Here is a 16,028-nt window from a genome sequence, read left to right as displayed (position 1 = left end):
AGTAGGAACGGAAACGAAAACGGCCCTCCCAAAAGGGGAGGGCCGTTTTCGTTAAAACGTGCGCCTTTTATTTATCGCCCGGCTTTAAGACGATAAAGAATGCCCGATTCTCCCGGCTGATTCGAAGGAGAACCGCTTCCGTCTTTTTGGTCTTTTCCATGATTTTCTTAAACTCGTCCGTGCTGTCGACCTTTTCGCGATTCACTTCCTTGATCAGGTCCCCTTCTTTCAGACCTTCCGCTTCCGCGGCGCTTCCGGGTTCGACCTTCGTGACGATGACCCCTTTTTCTTCTTTAAGCTTGAAGCGCTCGGCGATTTCCGGGGTAAGATCTTGAACATTCAATCCAAGAAAGACTTCGGGACGTCTCGGAATGGCCGCCGTCACCGCCTCGTCTTTTCGCTCGACCAACTCGATCACGATGGTCTTCTTCTTTCCGTCCCGCATGATTTCGATGTTGGCCTTTTTCCCCGGGATGAGGCTGGCAATCACGCGCGCCAACGAATTCGGTGTATCCACGGGCAATTCTTCCACCTTCAGGATGATATCGCCCGGCAGAATTCCGGCTCTGCTCGCGGGGTCTCCATCGAAAACTTCGTTCACCAGAACTCCTTCGTTCTCTTTCACGCCGAACTTGCTCGCCAGCTCCGGGGTGAGGGGTTGGATCCCGACGCCCAGCCAGCCGCGCGTTACTTTTCCCTTCTCCATCAACTGCGCTGTAATCGCTTCGACCATGTTCGATGGAATGGCGAATCCGATTCCCTGGGCGAAATTGATGATGGCGGTGTTGATTCCGATGACCTCGCCGCGGATATTGAACAACGGTCCGCCCGAGTTGCCCGGATTAATCGACGCGTCGGTCTGGATGAAGTCCTCATACCGGGAGAGGTTGACATTTTCTCTTCCGAGCGCGCTCACCACGCCGACCGTCACCGTGCGATCCAATCCGAAGGGATTTCCAACGGCGATCACCCATTGTCCCACCTTGATTTTGGTGGAGTCGCCCATCGTGGCAAAAGGGAGATCCTTTGTCGCTTCGATCTTGATCAGGGCAAGATCGGTATCGGGATCTTTTCCGACCACCTTCCCCGTAAATTTGGTCTTATCGGAGAGCCGGACCTCGACTTCGTCTGCATCCCCCACGACATGATTATTTGTTACGATAAATCCCCGTTTATCGACAATCACGCCCGATCCGGAGCCGGGAGGAGCTTCAGGCGCACGTGGAGATTCCCGCGGCCCTTCATCGGGTTGGGACGGATGCGGGCCCCCTGTTTGAGGCGCGATATTCACCACCGTCGGTTTCACCCGATCTGCAAGGCTGATGAATATATTCTGGAAATCCTCCAGTAGCTTTATTCCGGCATCAGGGCTGTCTTTTGGCGCAGCCAGGACCGTCATTCCTGGAAGCAGCAAAATTACCAGAGCGAAGATAGTCACTCTCCTGAACATAGATTCTCCTTTCAAGGAAGTAAAGAGGTAGGAAAGAACATACTATATAGTAAAACATTTTATATTAAAAGGTAAACTATTACAAGTATCCAATCGATTTGTAAAGATATCTTTTTGATTGATATGATCCACCCTTGTGAGATAAGGTAGCAGACAAGGTTGAAGCTCACCGCCGCGGGGAATGTTCGAATGAAAAATGCGTATCACTTCTGCTCACATCGTGAGGGAAAGCGGACCATGGGTTTCCAAGGCGGATAAACAACGGCAGGGGGTGTATTGATGGGAAACCTAGTGTTGGCGCTGGCGGGAATATTTGTTCTCTTCATTGCGGCGATTGCCTGTAAGCCTCCAAAAGATCCGAACGATAAGTAGCTCCTTGTCAGCCCAAAACCGAGCGTTTCACCTTCCGAAAACCATCTTCTTCGGTTCATTTGCCTCCTCTTTATTCAGCGATACTATAATTTATTTTATAATAATAGCCGTCTAATTCGGATGGCGGCAGATTTAAGCCGGCTTCGAACAATCCTGATCCCCCCGGCAAGAGACAGGTGTTGGTTGCGTCGCAGCTGGAGCCTTTTACGGAGGCAGAGTAAGTCCCTACCACAAGCCCGTCCTTTACCGCGACAAAACTTATTTTAACGGAGATTAAAGGGTAAACCGAGTCATTCTTAATCAGCCCCCGAAGGGTTACCTCACCAAAAAAGTCGATCGTTTCAGTGACAGATCCGACGAGCATGACCTGTAAAGAAGGGACCCTCGGGACCGACGCCGTATCGACATCCCAACTAATGACGACAGAAGCCGACGCGGGAATCGATTCGAGAGATGTGTTGATCTGAAACCCGCCGACCTCTCCAGGTCCCAAACAGGAATCGGTTTCAGCAGAATGGATCGAAAGGGTCGAACCATGAACATAGGTAAAATTGGAATCGATCAATTCGCCGGAGGCATTTTCCGAGTCGATGACGATTTTGACGAGGCACGCAGGGTCCTCGCCTTTGTTGATCAGCTCTCCAAGATAATCCAAGTTTCCCAGTGAATTGAATCTTCGGTTAATCTCGCCTTTGAGTTCGATCTTTGCATTTTGGGTTGGAGCCGAAGGAGGGGACGACGTTATTTGGGGTTCACCCGGTCCGACCCCCTCCAGTCTTCCACCGCCTCCTCCATCTCCACAACCGACCGAAATCAGCGCCGCCACCACCAGAAGGACGAATTTTCGCATGGTCACCTCTTTTGCATCTTCTCTATTAATGATAAAGCGGGGGGGAGAGAACTATCAAGCGAAAATATCGAGCATTCCTACGGCCGTCCTGCAATCGCCGTCAACAGGCGGGCAGCCGGTAGCCGTGGACTACCGACAACCGGACTGGTCATGATCGGATCATGAGGATCGTTTAGAGGTTTTGGTTTGGAGGCGGATAGGCTTGGCGAGGTTCAGGTAGCGGGATATCCCTTCAAGGCTCTCCCATAGCCGGGCGGCAGAGAACTCGCCGCCCTGGCCTTGGAAAGTCATAAATTTGTAAGTGGTAGAAATAGGGTCGGTCGGTGAGAGTTGAAGTTGAAGCTAAAGCTAATTGTCAGTGCTTGAAAGAATTGGTGCCGAGACGCAGAATCGAACTGCGGACACGAGGCTTTTCAGGCCTCTGCTCTACCGACTGAGCTATCTCGGCAATGAGGCAGAAAGTAACAAAACGAAGTACAGATTGTCAATAGTTATTGTTTGAAATGTTACGGCTTGACCTTGATCGCCTGAAGAAAGGCATAGTCGAAGGGGTTCAACTCGTAGGGAACCTCTTCGATTTCTTCATCTTCGATTCCTTCGATGTCAGGCTCATCTTGATCGGATAGGAGACGACTGAGGGAAGCGACCACCAGATCGACCTGATAGCCCTCTTTTTCGATATTCTCAAGGATTTTCTTGATCTGATCGTTCTCTGCAAAGAGATGACTGATCTTCTCGGTCAACTCTTTCACCAACCCCTGAAGACGTTCATTTTCAAATGGTTCTTCATCGTTTGGGTTCATCCGTTTTCCTTCCTCCATATTTCTAATATACAAAAGTCGGAAGAAGGGTGTCAAGGCGAGGAAGGGGGGGAAGAGAACGTCTCAAGAGTTTCCATTTTGACCCGGGCTTTATGAATATAGTCCTTTGCTTCCGCATGTTCAGGTTCAACGATCAAGACATCCTGCCAGGCGTAGACGGCATTTTGCAGCTCTCCTTGACGGTAGAGAAGAATCCCTTTGTCGACAAGAATACGGATCAGTTGATCCAGATGCGTGGTGATCTCGTCGATTCGAAATGGGAGTTCGCGTTCCATCGTCGGATCATTCTGGGAACGGAACAACTCGAGCGCCTCCTTCCAAGCCAGACCGGCCCTCAGGTACTCCTCTCGATTGTAGAATTGGAGGCCGTTCTCATTGAACTGAATCAAATTCTGGACGGTTTTTTCGCGCTCCTCTTTCATTTTTTTCTGCGCCGATCTGAGACCCAGAGCCGCCGGCTGGCTTGAAGGATCGGCCTTGAGGGCCGCCTCGAACTCGACGATCGCTTCTTTATGCTTCCCTTGCTTCAAGAGTTGTTCGCCCGCTTCCAGACGCGGATTTGCCTTGACCGGCTCGGAAGGTTCCGCAGACTTCGGAGCCGGATCGACCGCTTGCAAATCTGTTTCTTTAGGAGAGAGATGAGCGCAAGAAGTAGACAGAGTCGCCCCCAAAAGGACACAAAGGAAAAAAGCTCTCAAACAAGACCTCATGTTGATTAGATGAGTTTGTACTGTTCGGTGCCGAATTCAACGTTTTTTCGAAAGAGGGAATCGGTCCGGAATCCGACAACGACATAGACTTGAATCTCTTCGGATTTTCCACGAACCCGTGTCGGGGGAAGGGGGATCGCATCGAGAATGGATTCAAGACGTTTGTAGGTGCTCGCAGAAATCAAGATCTGGGTATGATAACGCTTGTTCAGCTTTTCGATTCTCGCCGCCATGTTGACGCTGTTGCCGATGACGGTATAAGCGAGCCGCTGCAACGTGCCGACATTCCCGGCAATCACCTCGCCGGTATTGATTCCTATCCCGATTTCGATCTCGGGATAACCTTCCCGGATCCATTTTTGCTTGAGCAATTGGAACCGCTCGTTCATCTCGATTGCGGCGCGAACAGCCCGTTCCTCGTCGTTCTCATGGCGGACCGGCGTTCCAAAAACGGCCATCACCGCATCGCCCATGAACTTATCCAATGTTCCTTCAAATTTTTGAACCACCTCGACCACCGCTGCAAAATAGTCGTTCAGAATATGGACCACTTCGGAAGGCTCCAACTGTTCCGCCAGGGCGGTGAAATTGCGAACGTCGGTAAAGAGGATCGTTGCTTCGGTCCGTGTCCCGCCCAATTGCAAGGTTTTTGGGTTTTGCAGGAAGGACTCCAAAATGTTTTCCGAGACATATTGGGTGAAAGCCCGCTTGATCAACTCTTTTTCCCGGAGGTTTCTCGACATTTCATTGAAGTTTGAAACCAAAAGGCCGATCTCATCATTCGACTTCATTTGAATCTGGGGGAAATCTCCCTCTGTGATCGCCTTCACCCCTTGAACCAGCCGGCGGATCGGTTTTACGATCACATAGGCCAGCAGCCACGCTCCCAACAGACCGACGCAGAGGGCGAGGAGAATGAAGAGCCTAATTTTCTTCTGAGATTGCGCGACCGTTTCGTAGATCGGCCTTTTGGAAAAACCGACATGAACCGAGCCGATCACCTGTTGACCGGCGAAGAGAATAGGGGTGATCACGTCAAGACGCTCCCGCCCGTCCAGATCATGCGAGGTCAGCAACTCGACCCCCCCCATGAGCTGCCGCTGTCCTCCTCCTACTGAAGGAGAATACGTTCGTCCTTGCTGCGTCATATCGGTATGAGCGAGAATATTCTGTTTTACGTCCACGATGAAAATATAAAGGATGGCCGGATCTTTGGAGGCTTCGCTGATCATTGTTTCCAAGGCGAGCCGGTCTCGCGTTAAAATGGCCTCTTGGCTGTATTGAGCGATCCCCTGGGCGATCGAAGCCGCTCGGAGGGTCACCTCTTCGGTCAATGATTCGGTCATCAGTCGGGAGGTAATCAGATAGGAGAGCGAGAGGGTCAAACCAAGCAGGGCGCCGATGAGAAGCGAGAATTTGATTTTCAGGTTGAACTTTTTAAGTATCATAAAAGAAAGTAAAGAAAGAAAGCCTCCTTAGGCGCAGTTTATGTGAAAGATATTAAGCTGAAATGAAAACTTTATTAAAATGTTATTAAATTGTGCCCCCTTTTGCAAGAAAAATGAACGGGTTTCTTTGATTCTTCTTCCATCAAGAAGGCAGGGGCGTGTCGAGGATACGCCCCTGCAAACGAACCATGCAACGCACGTGTGCTCGGACCGGGATAAGCGTGGAAGAGTGGTGGGCCTTCTGCAGTAGAACCGTGAGTAGAACCGTGATTCGGTCCGTTTTAAAGTAAGGGTGAGCGCACTTTTCCCTTTTGACAATGGGGTCGAAAATCAATATAATTCTAAAGTTTATAGTTTTAGGGAAGTGCGACTTGCAAGAGTATATCAGAAATTTTTCGATTATTGCCCATATTGATCATGGAAAATCAACACTGGCGGACCGCCTGTTGGAGAAAACCGGGGCGGTCACCCCGCGAGAGTTCAAAGATCAGCTCCTCGACGATATGGATCTGGAGCGGGAGCGGGGGATCACGATCAAAGCCCATGCCGTTCGGTTAAAGTATCGGGCGGACGATGGGCATGATTATCTCTTCCATCTGATTGATACACCGGGACACGTCGATTTTACCTATGAGGTCTCCCGAAGCCTCGCCGCGTGCGAAGGGGCCCTCCTGGTGGTCGATGCCACTCAAGGGGTGGAGGCGCAAACGATCGCCAACGCTTATCTCGCCATCGACAACAATCTTGAGATTATCCCCGTGATCAACAAGATTGACCTCCCCAGCGCCGACGTTGAGAAGACCAAACAGCAGATCGAGGATATCCTCGGCCTCGACGCCTCGGAGGCGATCCTCGCCAGCGCGAAAGAGGGAAAGGGGATCAAAGAGATCTTGGAGGCGGTGATCCGCCGCGTTCCCCCTCCGTCCGGAAAGGCAGATGCGCCGCTTCGCGCGCTGATCTTCGATTCCTGGTTCGACAACTACCAGGGGGCGGTCGTCCTGGTCAAAGTGGTCGATGGAACGATCCGCAAGGGATCTCAGATTAAGCTGATGTCGAACGGGATCGAGCACGAAGTCCTCTCCCTCGGCGTTTTTACGCCGAAAGCGGAAGAAGCGACCTCGCTCTCGGTCGGGGAGGTCGGTTGCGTCATCTCGGGGATCCGGAACGTCAGCGAGACGAAGATCGGCGACACGATCACCGACGCGAAACGCCCCGCGGCCGAGGCGATCCCCGGCTATAAAGAAGTCAAGCCGATGGTCTTCTGCGGCCTCTACACCATCGACACCGACCGCTACGAAGACCTGCGGGACGCGCTCGAAAAACTTCGACTCAATGACTCGTCGTTCAAATATGAGCCGGAGACCTCTTTAGCGCTCGGCTTCGGGTTTCGATGCGGCTTCTTGGGCCTGCTCCATATGGAGATTATTAAAGAGCGGCTCGAAAGGGAATATCGGCTCTCCCTCATCAGCACGGCGCCGACAGTCGTCTACCGGGTGACCACGGTCAAAGGAAAGGTGCTTCACATCGATAATCCGGCGAAGCTCCCCGCGCCCAACCTGATCGCCGGTTTTGAGGAGCCCTTTATCGAAGGGGTGATCATCACGAAAGATGAGTTTTTGGGATCGATCATGAAGCTCAGCCAAGATCGGCGCGGGACACAGAAGGATATGAAATACCTCGATGTCGGACGGGTCATGGTGAAGTATGAGCTCCCGCTGAATGAAGTGATTCTCGATTTCTACGACCGGCTGAAATCGCTCTCGAAAGGATACGCTTCGCTCGATTATGAATTCATCGGCTACCGGGAGGCCGATCTGGTGAAGGTCGATATCATGCTCAACGGCGAAACGGTCGATGCCCTCTCTTTCATCGCCGCAAAAGACAAATCCCAGGTGCGGGCGCGGCAGCTCGCCGAGAAGATGAAAGAGCTCATCCCCAAACAGATGTTCGAAGTCGCCATTCAAGCGGCCATCGGGAGCAAGATCATCGCGCGGGAGACCGTCAGCGCCATGAAGAAGAATGTGACCGCCAAGTGTTACGGCGGAGATATTACGCGAAAGAGGAAATTATGGGAGAAGCAGAAGGAAGGCAAGAAAAGAATGAAGCAGGTCGGCCGGGTGGAGATTCCACAGGAAGCCTTTCTTGCAGTCCTGAAAGTTCAGGATTAGCCTTGCCTGAAGAGAACAAATTAAAATCGACGATTCGGGAGTACGCCGAAACGCTGGTCATCGCCATCATCCTGGCGTTGGTGATCCGGACGTTCGTCGTGCAGGCGTTTAAGATTCCGTCGGGCTCGATGATTCCGACGCTGAACATCGGCGATCATATCTTGGTGAATAAATTCATCTATGGCGTTCGTCTCCCCTTTACCGACGTGACCTTGATTCCGATCCGGGAGCCGCATCGAGGCGATATCATCGTCTTCCGTTTCCCGAAAGATGAGTCGAAAGATTTCATCAAAAGGGTCGTGGGGCTTCCGGGAGACACCATCGAGGTGAAGAACAAAGAACTTTACCTGAACGGCCAGAAACAGGAAGAATCGTACGCCATCCACGAGGACGACAATCCGGCGCACTCCGTGCCGGACCGGGACAACTTCGGCCCGGTCTCCGTCCCGAAAGATTCCTACTTCGTCATGGGAGACAACCGCGACCATAGCCTCGATTCGCGCTTTTGGGGATTCGTCGACTTCTCCAAGATCAAGGGCCAGGCCTTTATCATCTACTGGTCGTGGGATGGCGAGGCGAGTTGGGTCCGCTGGAACCGAATCGGAAAATTGATCCATTAATATAGGACGTCAATTAGGACCTCCAGGGTATGTCCTCTTCTCGACGGAAAAAGAAAACCGCCTCTCTTTCACAAGGGAACAGTCCAGCCATGACCGAAGCGGTGTCTAAAAAAGAGCTTCGGCCGTACCTCGATCGGTTCGATGGACATCGCGTCCTGGTGGTCGGGGACCTGATGCTCGACCACTACATTTGGGGAAATGTCCAGCGGATTTCTCCCGAAGCGCCGGTCCCGGTCGTCAATGTCGTGCGGGAGTCGGTGCTGCTCGGCGGCGCCGGAAACGTGCTCCACAATATTCTTACATTGGGAGGCCGGGGAATTCTGTGCGGCGTCATCGGCGCCGACGAAGCGGGACGGTGGTTGTCGGAAGAGCTGAAGTCCAAAGGGGTCGAGATCGGCGGGATTGTGGTCGAGGAAGAGCGGCCGACCACCAAAAAGACGCGGATCGTCGCCCACCAACAACAGGTCGTCCGGTTCGATCACGAGAAAAAGGGCGAAATTTCAAATAAAACTGAAAAGAAGTTCATCCAATTCATCAACGACCAACTCGACCGGATCGACTGCATGGTGATTTCCGATTACGCCAAGGGGGTCATTACCGAAGGTCTCTTGGAATCGATCCTCCCCCTGGCACTCCGGCGAGGTATCCCGGTCATCGTCGATCCCAAAGTCCACCATTTCTCTCTTTATAAAAAAGTCACGGTCGTCACCCCCAATCATCTGGAAGCCTCACAGGCGTCGGGGGTTGATATTGAAGACGAGGCAACCCTCCACCAAGCCGGGAAAGCGCTCTTGAAAAAGCTCGGCTGCCGGGCGGTCCTGATCACGCGCGGGGAGCAGGGGATGAGCCTCTTTGATAAAAGCGGGGAGACCACCCATATTCCGACCGAGGCAAGACAGGTGTTCGATGTCACCGGCGCCGGCGATACGGTCGTCAGCACCCTGGCGCTCGCCGTCTCGGCCGGGGCGCCGCTGCCGGCCGCGGCGCGGCTGGCCAATCATGCCGCAGGCGTGGTCGTGGGGATGGTCGGAACGACGGCAATCGAAAAAGCGATGCTGAAGAAAGCCCTCTCATGAAAATGACCGCGGATTCGGTTTTGGTGGTCATCCCGGCGAGATATCCCTCCACCCGGTTTCCGGGAAAACCGCTCGCCGATTTGAACGGAAAACCGATGATCCAGCATGTCTGGGAGCGGGCGACGGCGGCAAAGCGCCCGAACCGTATCCTGGTTGCAACGGATGACGAACGGATCGCTCAAGCGGTCCGACGCTTCGGTGGGGAGGTGATGATGACCTCGTCGGATCACCGGACCGGGACAGAGCGGGTGGCGGAGGTCGCCGCGCAGTTCCCCGCTTTACAGGTCATGAACCTTCAAGGCGATCTCCCCCTTTTTCAGCCCGCAACGCTCGACCGGCTGATTGAAAGCGGCGGCAAGTTGATCCAACGAGGGGAGGCCGACTTGATCACGGCCAAATCGGCGATCACAAGCGAGGAAGAAGTTTTCTCCCCGCATTCGGTCAAAGTGGTTTCGAATGAACGGGAAGAGGCCCTTTATTTTTCGCGGTCTCCCATCCCTTACGTTGAAAAAGACGCGTTCTCCAAAAAGGGCGCATTCACCTTTTATAAACATTACGGTATTTATCTCTACCACAAAGATTTTCTCCTCCACATCGCCAAATCGCCGGAGGGAAGCTTGGAGAAGATGGAGCGGCTTGAGCAGCTCCGCGTTCTGGAACAGGGGGGAAGGGTCCGCGTCCTTGAGATTGAAAAAGAAGAGGCCCGTTTTTTCTGGGAGGTCAATACACCGGAAGATCTGGTCAAGGCGAAAGAGATTTTAAATGCCGACTCCTCACGCAATTTAGCACTCGGAGGGTTCCAGTGAAGAAAAAGCAAACCAAAACAAAATATATCTTCGTGACCGGCGGCGTGGTTTCCTCCCTTGGGAAGGGTCTCTCGGCCGCGGCGATCGGGAATTTGCTCGAATCCCGCGGGCTCTCGATCACCTTTCTTAAACTGGACCCCTACATCAACGTCGATCCCGGCACGATGAATCCTTATCAACACGGCGAGGTCTTCGTCACCGACGACGGCACGGAGACCGATCTTGACCTGGGGCATTACGAGCGCTACACCTCGGCCAGGATGTCGAAGAAAAACAACTACACCACCGGAAAAATCTACAACAACGTCATCACCAAGGAGCGGCGGGGAGATTATCTCGGCGGGACGGTGCAGGTCGTTCCCCACATCACCGATGAAATCAAGCGCTGCATCAAGGCGGTCGGGAACGGAATCGACGTGGCGATCGTCGAAATCGGCGGGACGGTCGGCGATATCGAAAGCCTCCCGTTTCTGGAAGCGATCCGCCAGTTTCCCTTCGACATCGGAAGAGAAAACGTCCTCTATATTCACCTCACCCTGGTCCCGTTCATCAAGGCGGCCGAGGAGCTGAAGACCAAGCCGACCCAGCACAGCGTCAACAAGATGCGCGAGATCGGCATTCAGCCCGACATCCTCCTCTGCCGGACCGACCGCTTTATTTCCGCCGATCTGAAAAGGAAGATCGCCCTCTTCTGCAACGTCGAGCAAGAAGCGGTCATTACCGCGAAAGATGTCGACAGCATCTATGAGGTGCCGCTCGTCTTTCACCAAGAAAAACTGGACGAAACGATCATCAAAAAGTTGAAGCTGAAGGCGAAGGCGCCGCAGTTCAAGAGCTGGGAGAAAATCGTTCAGGTCATCAAACACCCTCAGGACGAAGTCCAAATCGCCCTCGTCGGGAAATATGTCGATCTCAAAGATTCGTACAAAAGCCTTTGCGAGTCGCTGATTCACGGCGGAATCGGAAACAAGGTGCGGGTCGTGATCGACTGGGTGAACAGCGAGCGATTGGAAGAGGAGGGGGTCGAACCGGTCCTGAAGGGATCCCACGGCGTCCTCGTGGCGAGCGGCTTCGGAAACCGGGGAATCGAGGGGAAGATCTCGGCGATTGAATATGCGCGGGAGCGGGAGATTCCCTTTTTCGGCATCTGTCTCGGGATGCAGTGCGCGGTCATCGAGTTTGCCAGACACATCGCCGGGCTCTCCAAGGCAAACAGCTCCGAATTCGAACCGAAAAGCCCCGACCCGGTGATCGATCTCCTTCCCGATCAGCGCCGCGTTCAAGAGAAGGGGGCGACGATGCGGCTCGGCGCCTACCCCTGCCGCGTGGAGAAGGGAACGAAAGCCTACGAGGCCTATCAGCAGACCGAGGTCTCCGAGCGGCACCGCCACCGGTATGAATTCAACAACCGGTACCGGGAGCTTCTGACCAAACAGGGACTCGTCCTCTCCGGTTTATCCCCGGATGGGAAGCTGGTCGAGATCATCGAGCTGGCGGACCACCCCTGGTTTCTCGCCGTTCAGTTCCATCCCGAGTTTAAATCGCGGCCGCAAGAGCCGCACCCCCTCTTCCGGGAGTTCATCAAGGCGTCGCTGAAACATAAACGGGCCGGGGGCTGAGAAAATTTTTATTGTTCATTTTTCATTTTCCATTTATCATTGGCAAATGATAAATGACCAATGGCAAATGGAAAATATTTTTTAGGAGAAGCGATTGCCTCACTCTGTCGAGATCGGAAGGATGCGGTTAGGGGATGGGATTTTTTTTCTCATCGCCGGCCCCTGCGTCATCGAAAGCGAAGATCTCGTCTTAAAGACGGCGGAGCAGATCGCCCGGATCGCCGCCGCGCACAAGGTTCCGCTCATCTTCAAATCCTCCTATGACAAAGCGAACCGGACCGCCGTCAGCTCCTTCCGGGGAATGGGGATGGAGGAGGGGCTGAAAATCCTCCAAAAGGTGAAAGAGAAGGTCGGCGTTCCGGTCCTCTCCGATGTTCATGGGCCTGAAGAAGCGACCGCCGCCGCCGAGGTCCTCGACGTGCTGCAGATCCCGGCCTTTCTCTGCCGGCAGACCGATCTGCTCCTCGCCGCCGGAAAAACCGGCAAGGTGGTCAACGTGAAGAAGGGGCAGTTTCTCGCCCCCTGGGACATGGCTAACGTGGTCGAGAAGCTGGAGTCGACCGGGAACCGGAAAATCTTCCTGACCGAACGGGGCGCCAGCTTCGGATATAACAATCTGGTCAGTGACATGCGCTCTCTGGTCATCATGCGGCGGACCGGCTATCCAGTCGTCTTCGACGGCACCCATAGCGTCCAGCTGCCGGGAGGGGGGGGGAAAGTCTCCTCCGGCCAGCGGGAGTTCGTCCTGCCGTTGACGCGGGCCGCCGTGGCCGCAGGCTGCGACGGCCTCTTTCTGGAGGTCCATCCCTCTCCGGACCAGGCTCCGTCGGACGGGCCGAACATGATCGATCCGGGGCAGTTGAATCAACTCCTTGGACAGGTCGGACGGATTCTCCGAGCGCTGGAAGACGGAGGAGAGCGTTAACTATTTTTTCATTTTCCATTGGTCATTTTCCATCTATCATTTGGTCGATGGCAAATGAAAAATGGAAAATGGCAAATGGCAAATAAAAATCATCTCACTGCGAACTCAAGGAATCCCATGATCTTGGAAGAAGGCAAGCGGGTCCTCAGAATCGAGGCCCAGGCGATCACCGATCTGATCGATCGGATGGACGGCCGATTCGTCGAGGCGGTCGCGCTTTGCTACAACAGTAAAGGCCGCATTGTGGTCGTCGGCATGGGAAAATCAGGGTTGATCGGGAAGAAAATCGCGGCGACCCTCGCCAGCACCGGCACCCCGGCCTTTTTTCTTCATCCCGCGGAGGGGATCCACGGCGACCTCGGCATGGTCTCGAAAGAAGATGTCGCCCTTCTGATCTCCAACAGCGGGGAGACCGAGGAGATCCTTCGAATCTTGCCGTCGATCAAGCGGATGGATCTAAAAATGATCACCCTGACCGGAAACGTCAAATCGACCCTGGCGAAGATGAGCGATGTCATCCTCGATATTTCGATTCGGGAAGAAGCCTGCCCGCTCGGGCTGGCGCCGACGGCGAGCACCACCGCCACCTTGGCGATGGGAGATGCGCTGGCGGTCGCGCTCCTTCAGCAGAGGGGATTCCGAAAAGAGGACTTCGCCTTCTTTCATCCCGGCGGCTCCCTTGGGCGACAACTTCTGCTCAAGGTCGAAGACGCCATGCACGTCGGGAACAACATTCCGAAAGTGGCCGAGGAGACGCCGATGAGAGAGGTCGTCCTGGAGATGACCGCCAAAAAACTCGGGATGACGACCGTGTTAAACGCCGCCGGAAAATTGGCGGGGGTGATCACCGACGGCGATCTTCGGCGGCTGATCAAAAAAATCGATCACGAAGGACGCGATATCTTTTCCCTGCCGGCGCGCGAGGTGATGAATCGGAGTCCGAAAACCATCTCGAAGGAAGCGCTGACGGCGCAGGCGATTCACATGATGGAGTCGCACGCGATCACCACCCTCGTGGTGGCGGGGTCCGACGGGCATGTCGACGGCATCCTTCATCTTCATGATCTCCTCAAAAAAGGGGTCGTCTAAGTGAAGCGCCGGCCGGTCCCCCTTTCTCAGCGACGGCGGAAGGCGATGCGAATCCGCTATCTCCTTCTTGATGTCGACGGGGTGATGACCGACGGAACCCTCTATTTTGATGAGAACGGACGGGAGATCAAAGGGTTTTCGATTTATGACGGCCACGGCATCCGGCTCTTGCAAAAGGCCCGGATCGGCGTCGGAATTATTTCCGGCCGATCTTCGACCGTGGTCGCTTGGCGGGCCAAAGAGCTCGGCATCGAGGATGTGCATCAGGGAAGCCGGGACAAAGAGGCCGCATACGAAATGATCAAAGCAAAACATCGTCTGCAAGATGAAGCGGTCGCTTTCATCGGGGACGATCTGATCGATCTTACTTTGCTTCGGAGGGTCGGCTTTTCGATCGCGGTCGCCAGCGCGGTCGATGCCGTCAAACAGGAAGTCGATTGGGTCACAAAAAAAAAGGGAGGGGAGGGAGCCGTTCGGGAAGTCATCGATTTCATCCTCTCTGCTCAGGCTTCACACACGAAAACACCGTTTTCTTAATTTAAAGAGTCCGCCATGAAAATTTCGAAAAAACTCGTTCGCTCCTTCATCTTTGCCGCGTTGACCTCGGTTGCTTTTTTAACCCGGCCGCTCTCCTGGAAATGGGGGGTTCGCCTCGGCGGCGTGATCGGCTCCCTCCTTTATTACCTTCTCCGGAGAGAACGGGCCAAGTCGCTGGAGGGGCTTCGGATCGCTTTCGGCTCCGATAAACCGGAGCGGGAGCTCCACCAGATTCTGAAAAAGAGTTTTCAAAATCTGGGGAAGGGGCTGATTGAGATCATCAATTTCGGAAACCTGAAGCCCGAGCAGAGCGAGTCGTTGATTACAATCGAAGGGGAAGAATATCTCAAAGAAGCCGAATGCGAGGGAAACGGAACGATTCTGATTACCGGCCACCTCGGCAATTGGGAGCTGATGGCGGCGGCGCTGTCGCTTCGCGGCTATCCGCTCCATGTGATCGCCGCCCCCCTTTACGACCCGCGCATCGACGAATGGATCGTGCGACATCGATCCCGCTTTCAGGTGGAGACGATCAGCCGGGGGAGCCCCTCTTCGTCAAAGAAAATCTTAGGCGTTCTGAGAAAGAAAGAAATCCTCGGTCTTCTGATCGATCAGGACACCAAGGTCAACGGCGTCTTTGTCAATTTTTTCAACAAAAAAGCATACACTCCGGCCGGCGCCGCGGAGCTCGCGCTGCGAAGCGGGGCGGCGACGATGATGTGCTTTATCACGCGGCTTCCGAACGACCATCATCGGATCAGCATCGAGAAACCGATGACCCTGGCGCAGAGCACCGAACATTCAAAAGACGTTGAGATCAATACGGCGCGCTTTACCTCCCGAATTGAAGAGCACATCAAACAGTATCCCGATCAATGGGTCTGGATGCATCGACGCTGGAAAACGAAGCCGGAGAAAAATGGTCCAGAATAAAAGTGATATCCATCCCGCTTCCGCCCCCATCCCAAAACAACACGTCAACGGATCTGTCATGAACCTGCCGAATATCCTCACCATTCTCCGGGTCGTGCTGATCCCGTTCTTCATCTTTTTCTTCTCGCGGCCGTCCACCTCATCGGCGATCATTGCCTCGGTGATTTTTTTGGTCGCCTCCTTGACCGACCTCCTCGACGGCTACTTTGCCCGCCGGCGGAAGGAGGTGACCCAATTCGGAAAATTCTTGGATCCGGTCGCCGACAAGCTTTTGATCGTGTCGGCCCTGATCCTGCTGGTCGCGAATGGCCGCGTGCCGGCATGGATCGCCATCGTCATCATCGGGCGGGAATTCGCCGTGACCGCTTTCCGGGCGATCGCTTCCTCCGAAGGGGTGATCATCGCCGCGGAGGGGACGGGGAAATACAAGATGTTCCTTCAGACGGTCGCGATTATTTTCTTGATCACCGACCTCCCCGCGTTTTATTTTCATGAGATCGGCCTGTTCCTTCTTCTGATCGCGACGGCGCTCGCCCTCTACTCCGCCGGACAATACTTCATCAAATTCGGCCGGCAGGTGAATTTGATGAAGGTCAAATAGACG

15 protein-coding genes and 1 tRNA gene are annotated in these 16,028 nt (G+C 54.1%); 10 read left to right on the top strand and 6 right to left on the bottom strand.

Annotation, left to right across the window (positions count from 1 at the left end):
* Positions 1–67: 67 nt before the first annotated feature.
* From MNODULE_RS17115 to MNODULE_RS17090, 6 genes are all read right to left on the bottom strand, one after another.
* The gene (locus MNODULE_RS17115; RefSeq protein ID WP_168062086.1) at positions 68–1,450 is read right to left on the bottom strand and encodes a DegQ family serine endoprotease; all 1,383 of its coding nucleotides are present in this window, start codon (positions 1,448–1,450) and stop codon (positions 68–70) included.
* A 442-nt stretch (positions 1,451–1,892) separates the two neighbouring features.
* Positions 1,893–2,672 carry a hypothetical protein gene (locus tag MNODULE_RS17110; RefSeq protein ID WP_168062083.1) on the bottom strand — a complete coding sequence of 260 codons (780 nt, stop codon included), beginning with the start codon at positions 2,670–2,672 and terminating at the stop codon, positions 1,893–1,895.
* 372 nt (positions 2,673–3,044) lie between these two features.
* Positions 3,045–3,120: transfer RNA gene (locus MNODULE_RS17105), tRNA-Phe, on the bottom strand.
* A gap of 58 nt (positions 3,121–3,178) precedes the next feature.
* Positions 3,179–3,475 carry a hypothetical protein gene (locus MNODULE_RS17100; protein WP_168062081.1) on the bottom strand — a complete coding sequence of 99 codons (297 nt, stop codon included), beginning with the start codon at positions 3,473–3,475 and terminating at the stop codon, positions 3,179–3,181.
* 50 nt (positions 3,476–3,525) lie between these two features.
* The gene (locus MNODULE_RS17095; RefSeq protein ID WP_168062078.1) at positions 3,526–4,110 is read right to left on the bottom strand and encodes a tetratricopeptide repeat protein; all 585 of its coding nucleotides are present in this window, start codon (positions 4,108–4,110) and stop codon (positions 3,526–3,528) included.
* Positions 4,111–4,208: 98 nt separating this feature from the next.
* Positions 4,209–5,651: an adenylate/guanylate cyclase domain-containing protein gene (locus tag MNODULE_RS17090; protein WP_168062076.1), complete on the bottom strand. Its 1,443-nt coding sequence runs from the start codon at positions 5,649–5,651 to the stop codon at positions 4,209–4,211.
* Positions 5,652–5,968: 317 nt separating this feature from the next.
* Between MNODULE_RS17090 and lepA the strand changes: the two genes are divergently transcribed.
* The 10 genes from lepA to pgsA all read left to right on the top strand — a co-directional run bounded on the left by lepA (position 5,969) and on the right by pgsA (position 16,025).
* Positions 5,969–7,819 carry a translation elongation factor 4 gene (gene lepA, locus MNODULE_RS17085; RefSeq protein ID WP_168062073.1) on the top strand — a complete coding sequence of 617 codons (1,851 nt, stop codon included), beginning with the start codon at positions 5,969–5,971 and terminating at the stop codon, positions 7,817–7,819.
* A 2-nt stretch (positions 7,820–7,821) separates the two neighbouring features.
* The gene (lepB, locus tag MNODULE_RS17080) at positions 7,822–8,439 is read left to right on the top strand and encodes a signal peptidase I (RefSeq protein WP_238339607.1); all 618 of its coding nucleotides are present in this window, start codon (positions 7,822–7,824) and stop codon (positions 8,437–8,439) included.
* Between the two features lie 89 nt (positions 8,440–8,528).
* Positions 8,529–9,515, top strand: coding sequence for a D-glycero-beta-D-manno-heptose-7-phosphate kinase (gene rfaE1 / locus MNODULE_RS17075; protein WP_168062069.1), 987 nt, complete (start codon positions 8,529–8,531; stop codon positions 9,513–9,515).
* On the top strand, positions 9,512–10,321 hold the full coding sequence (gene kdsB / locus MNODULE_RS17070; RefSeq protein ID WP_168062067.1) for a 3-deoxy-manno-octulosonate cytidylyltransferase: 810 nt from the start codon (positions 9,512–9,514) through the stop codon (positions 10,319–10,321). The genes rfaE1 and kdsB overlap by 4 nt, the downstream gene beginning before the upstream one ends.
* Positions 10,318–11,940 carry a CTP synthase gene (locus MNODULE_RS17065; protein WP_168062065.1) on the top strand — a complete coding sequence of 541 codons (1,623 nt, stop codon included), beginning with the start codon at positions 10,318–10,320 and terminating at the stop codon, positions 11,938–11,940. The genes kdsB and MNODULE_RS17065 overlap by 4 nt, the downstream gene beginning before the upstream one ends.
* Positions 11,941–12,061: 121 nt before the next feature.
* The gene (kdsA, locus tag MNODULE_RS17060; RefSeq protein WP_168062601.1) at positions 12,062–12,865 is read left to right on the top strand and encodes a 3-deoxy-8-phosphooctulonate synthase; all 804 of its coding nucleotides are present in this window, start codon (positions 12,062–12,064) and stop codon (positions 12,863–12,865) included.
* Positions 12,866–12,982: 117 nt separating this feature from the next.
* Positions 12,983–13,954 carry a KpsF/GutQ family sugar-phosphate isomerase gene (locus MNODULE_RS17055; RefSeq protein ID WP_168062063.1) on the top strand — a complete coding sequence of 324 codons (972 nt, stop codon included), beginning with the start codon at positions 12,983–12,985 and terminating at the stop codon, positions 13,952–13,954.
* On the top strand, positions 13,955–14,491 hold the full coding sequence (locus tag MNODULE_RS17050) for a KdsC family phosphatase (protein ID WP_320412488.1): 537 nt from the start codon (positions 13,955–13,957) through the stop codon (positions 14,489–14,491). It begins immediately after the preceding gene.
* 15 nt (positions 14,492–14,506) lie between these two features.
* Complete coding sequence (locus tag MNODULE_RS17045; RefSeq protein ID WP_168062061.1) at positions 14,507–15,424, top strand: lysophospholipid acyltransferase family protein; 918 nt, start codon at positions 14,507–14,509, stop codon at positions 15,422–15,424.
* A complete protein-coding gene (gene pgsA / locus MNODULE_RS17040) occupies positions 15,411–16,025 on the top strand; it encodes a CDP-diacylglycerol--glycerol-3-phosphate 3-phosphatidyltransferase (RefSeq protein WP_168062059.1) in 615 nt (204 codons plus the stop codon). Before MNODULE_RS17045 ends, pgsA begins: the two co-directional genes overlap by 14 nt.
* Positions 16,026–16,028 lie beyond the last annotated feature (3 nt).

It is taken from the genome of Candidatus Manganitrophus noduliformans, assembly GCF_012184425.1.
In the GTDB taxonomy this organism is placed as follows: domain Bacteria; phylum Nitrospirota; class Nitrospiria; order SBBL01; family Manganitrophaceae; genus Manganitrophus; species Manganitrophus noduliformans.
This window is presented reverse-complemented; position numbering and strand designations above follow the sequence as displayed.

Coding starts and splice junctions, on each gene's coding strand:
- kdsB (WP_168062067.1), top strand. CDS start 9,512: ATGAAAATGACCGCGGATTCGGTTTTGGTGGTCATCCCGGCGAGATAT.
- pgsA (WP_168062059.1), top strand. CDS start 15,411: ATGGTCCAGAATAAAAGTGATATCCATCCCGCTTCCGCCCCCATCCCA.
- kdsA (WP_168062601.1), top strand. CDS start 12,062: ATGCGGTTAGGGGATGGGATTTTTTTTCTCATCGCCGGCCCCTGCGTC.
- MNODULE_RS17110 (WP_168062083.1), bottom strand. CDS start 2,672: ATGCGAAAATTCGTCCTTCTGGTGGTGGCGGCGCTGATTTCGGTCGGT.
- MNODULE_RS17055 (WP_168062063.1), top strand. CDS start 12,983: ATGATCTTGGAAGAAGGCAAGCGGGTCCTCAGAATCGAGGCCCAGGCG.
- MNODULE_RS17100 (WP_168062081.1), bottom strand. CDS start 3,475: ATGAACCCAAACGATGAAGAACCATTTGAAAATGAACGTCTTCAGGGG.
- MNODULE_RS17045 (WP_168062061.1), top strand. CDS start 14,507: ATGAAAATTTCGAAAAAACTCGTTCGCTCCTTCATCTTTGCCGCGTTG.
- MNODULE_RS17090 (WP_168062076.1), bottom strand. CDS start 5,651: ATGATACTTAAAAAGTTCAACCTGAAAATCAAATTCTCGCTTCTCATC.
- rfaE1 (WP_168062069.1), top strand. CDS start 8,529: ATGACCGAAGCGGTGTCTAAAAAAGAGCTTCGGCCGTACCTCGATCGG.
- MNODULE_RS17115 (WP_168062086.1), bottom strand. CDS start 1,450: ATGTTCAGGAGAGTGACTATCTTCGCTCTGGTAATTTTGCTGCTTCCA.
- lepA (WP_168062073.1), top strand. CDS start 5,969: ATGGGGTCGAAAATCAATATAATTCTAAAGTTTATAGTTTTAGGGAAG.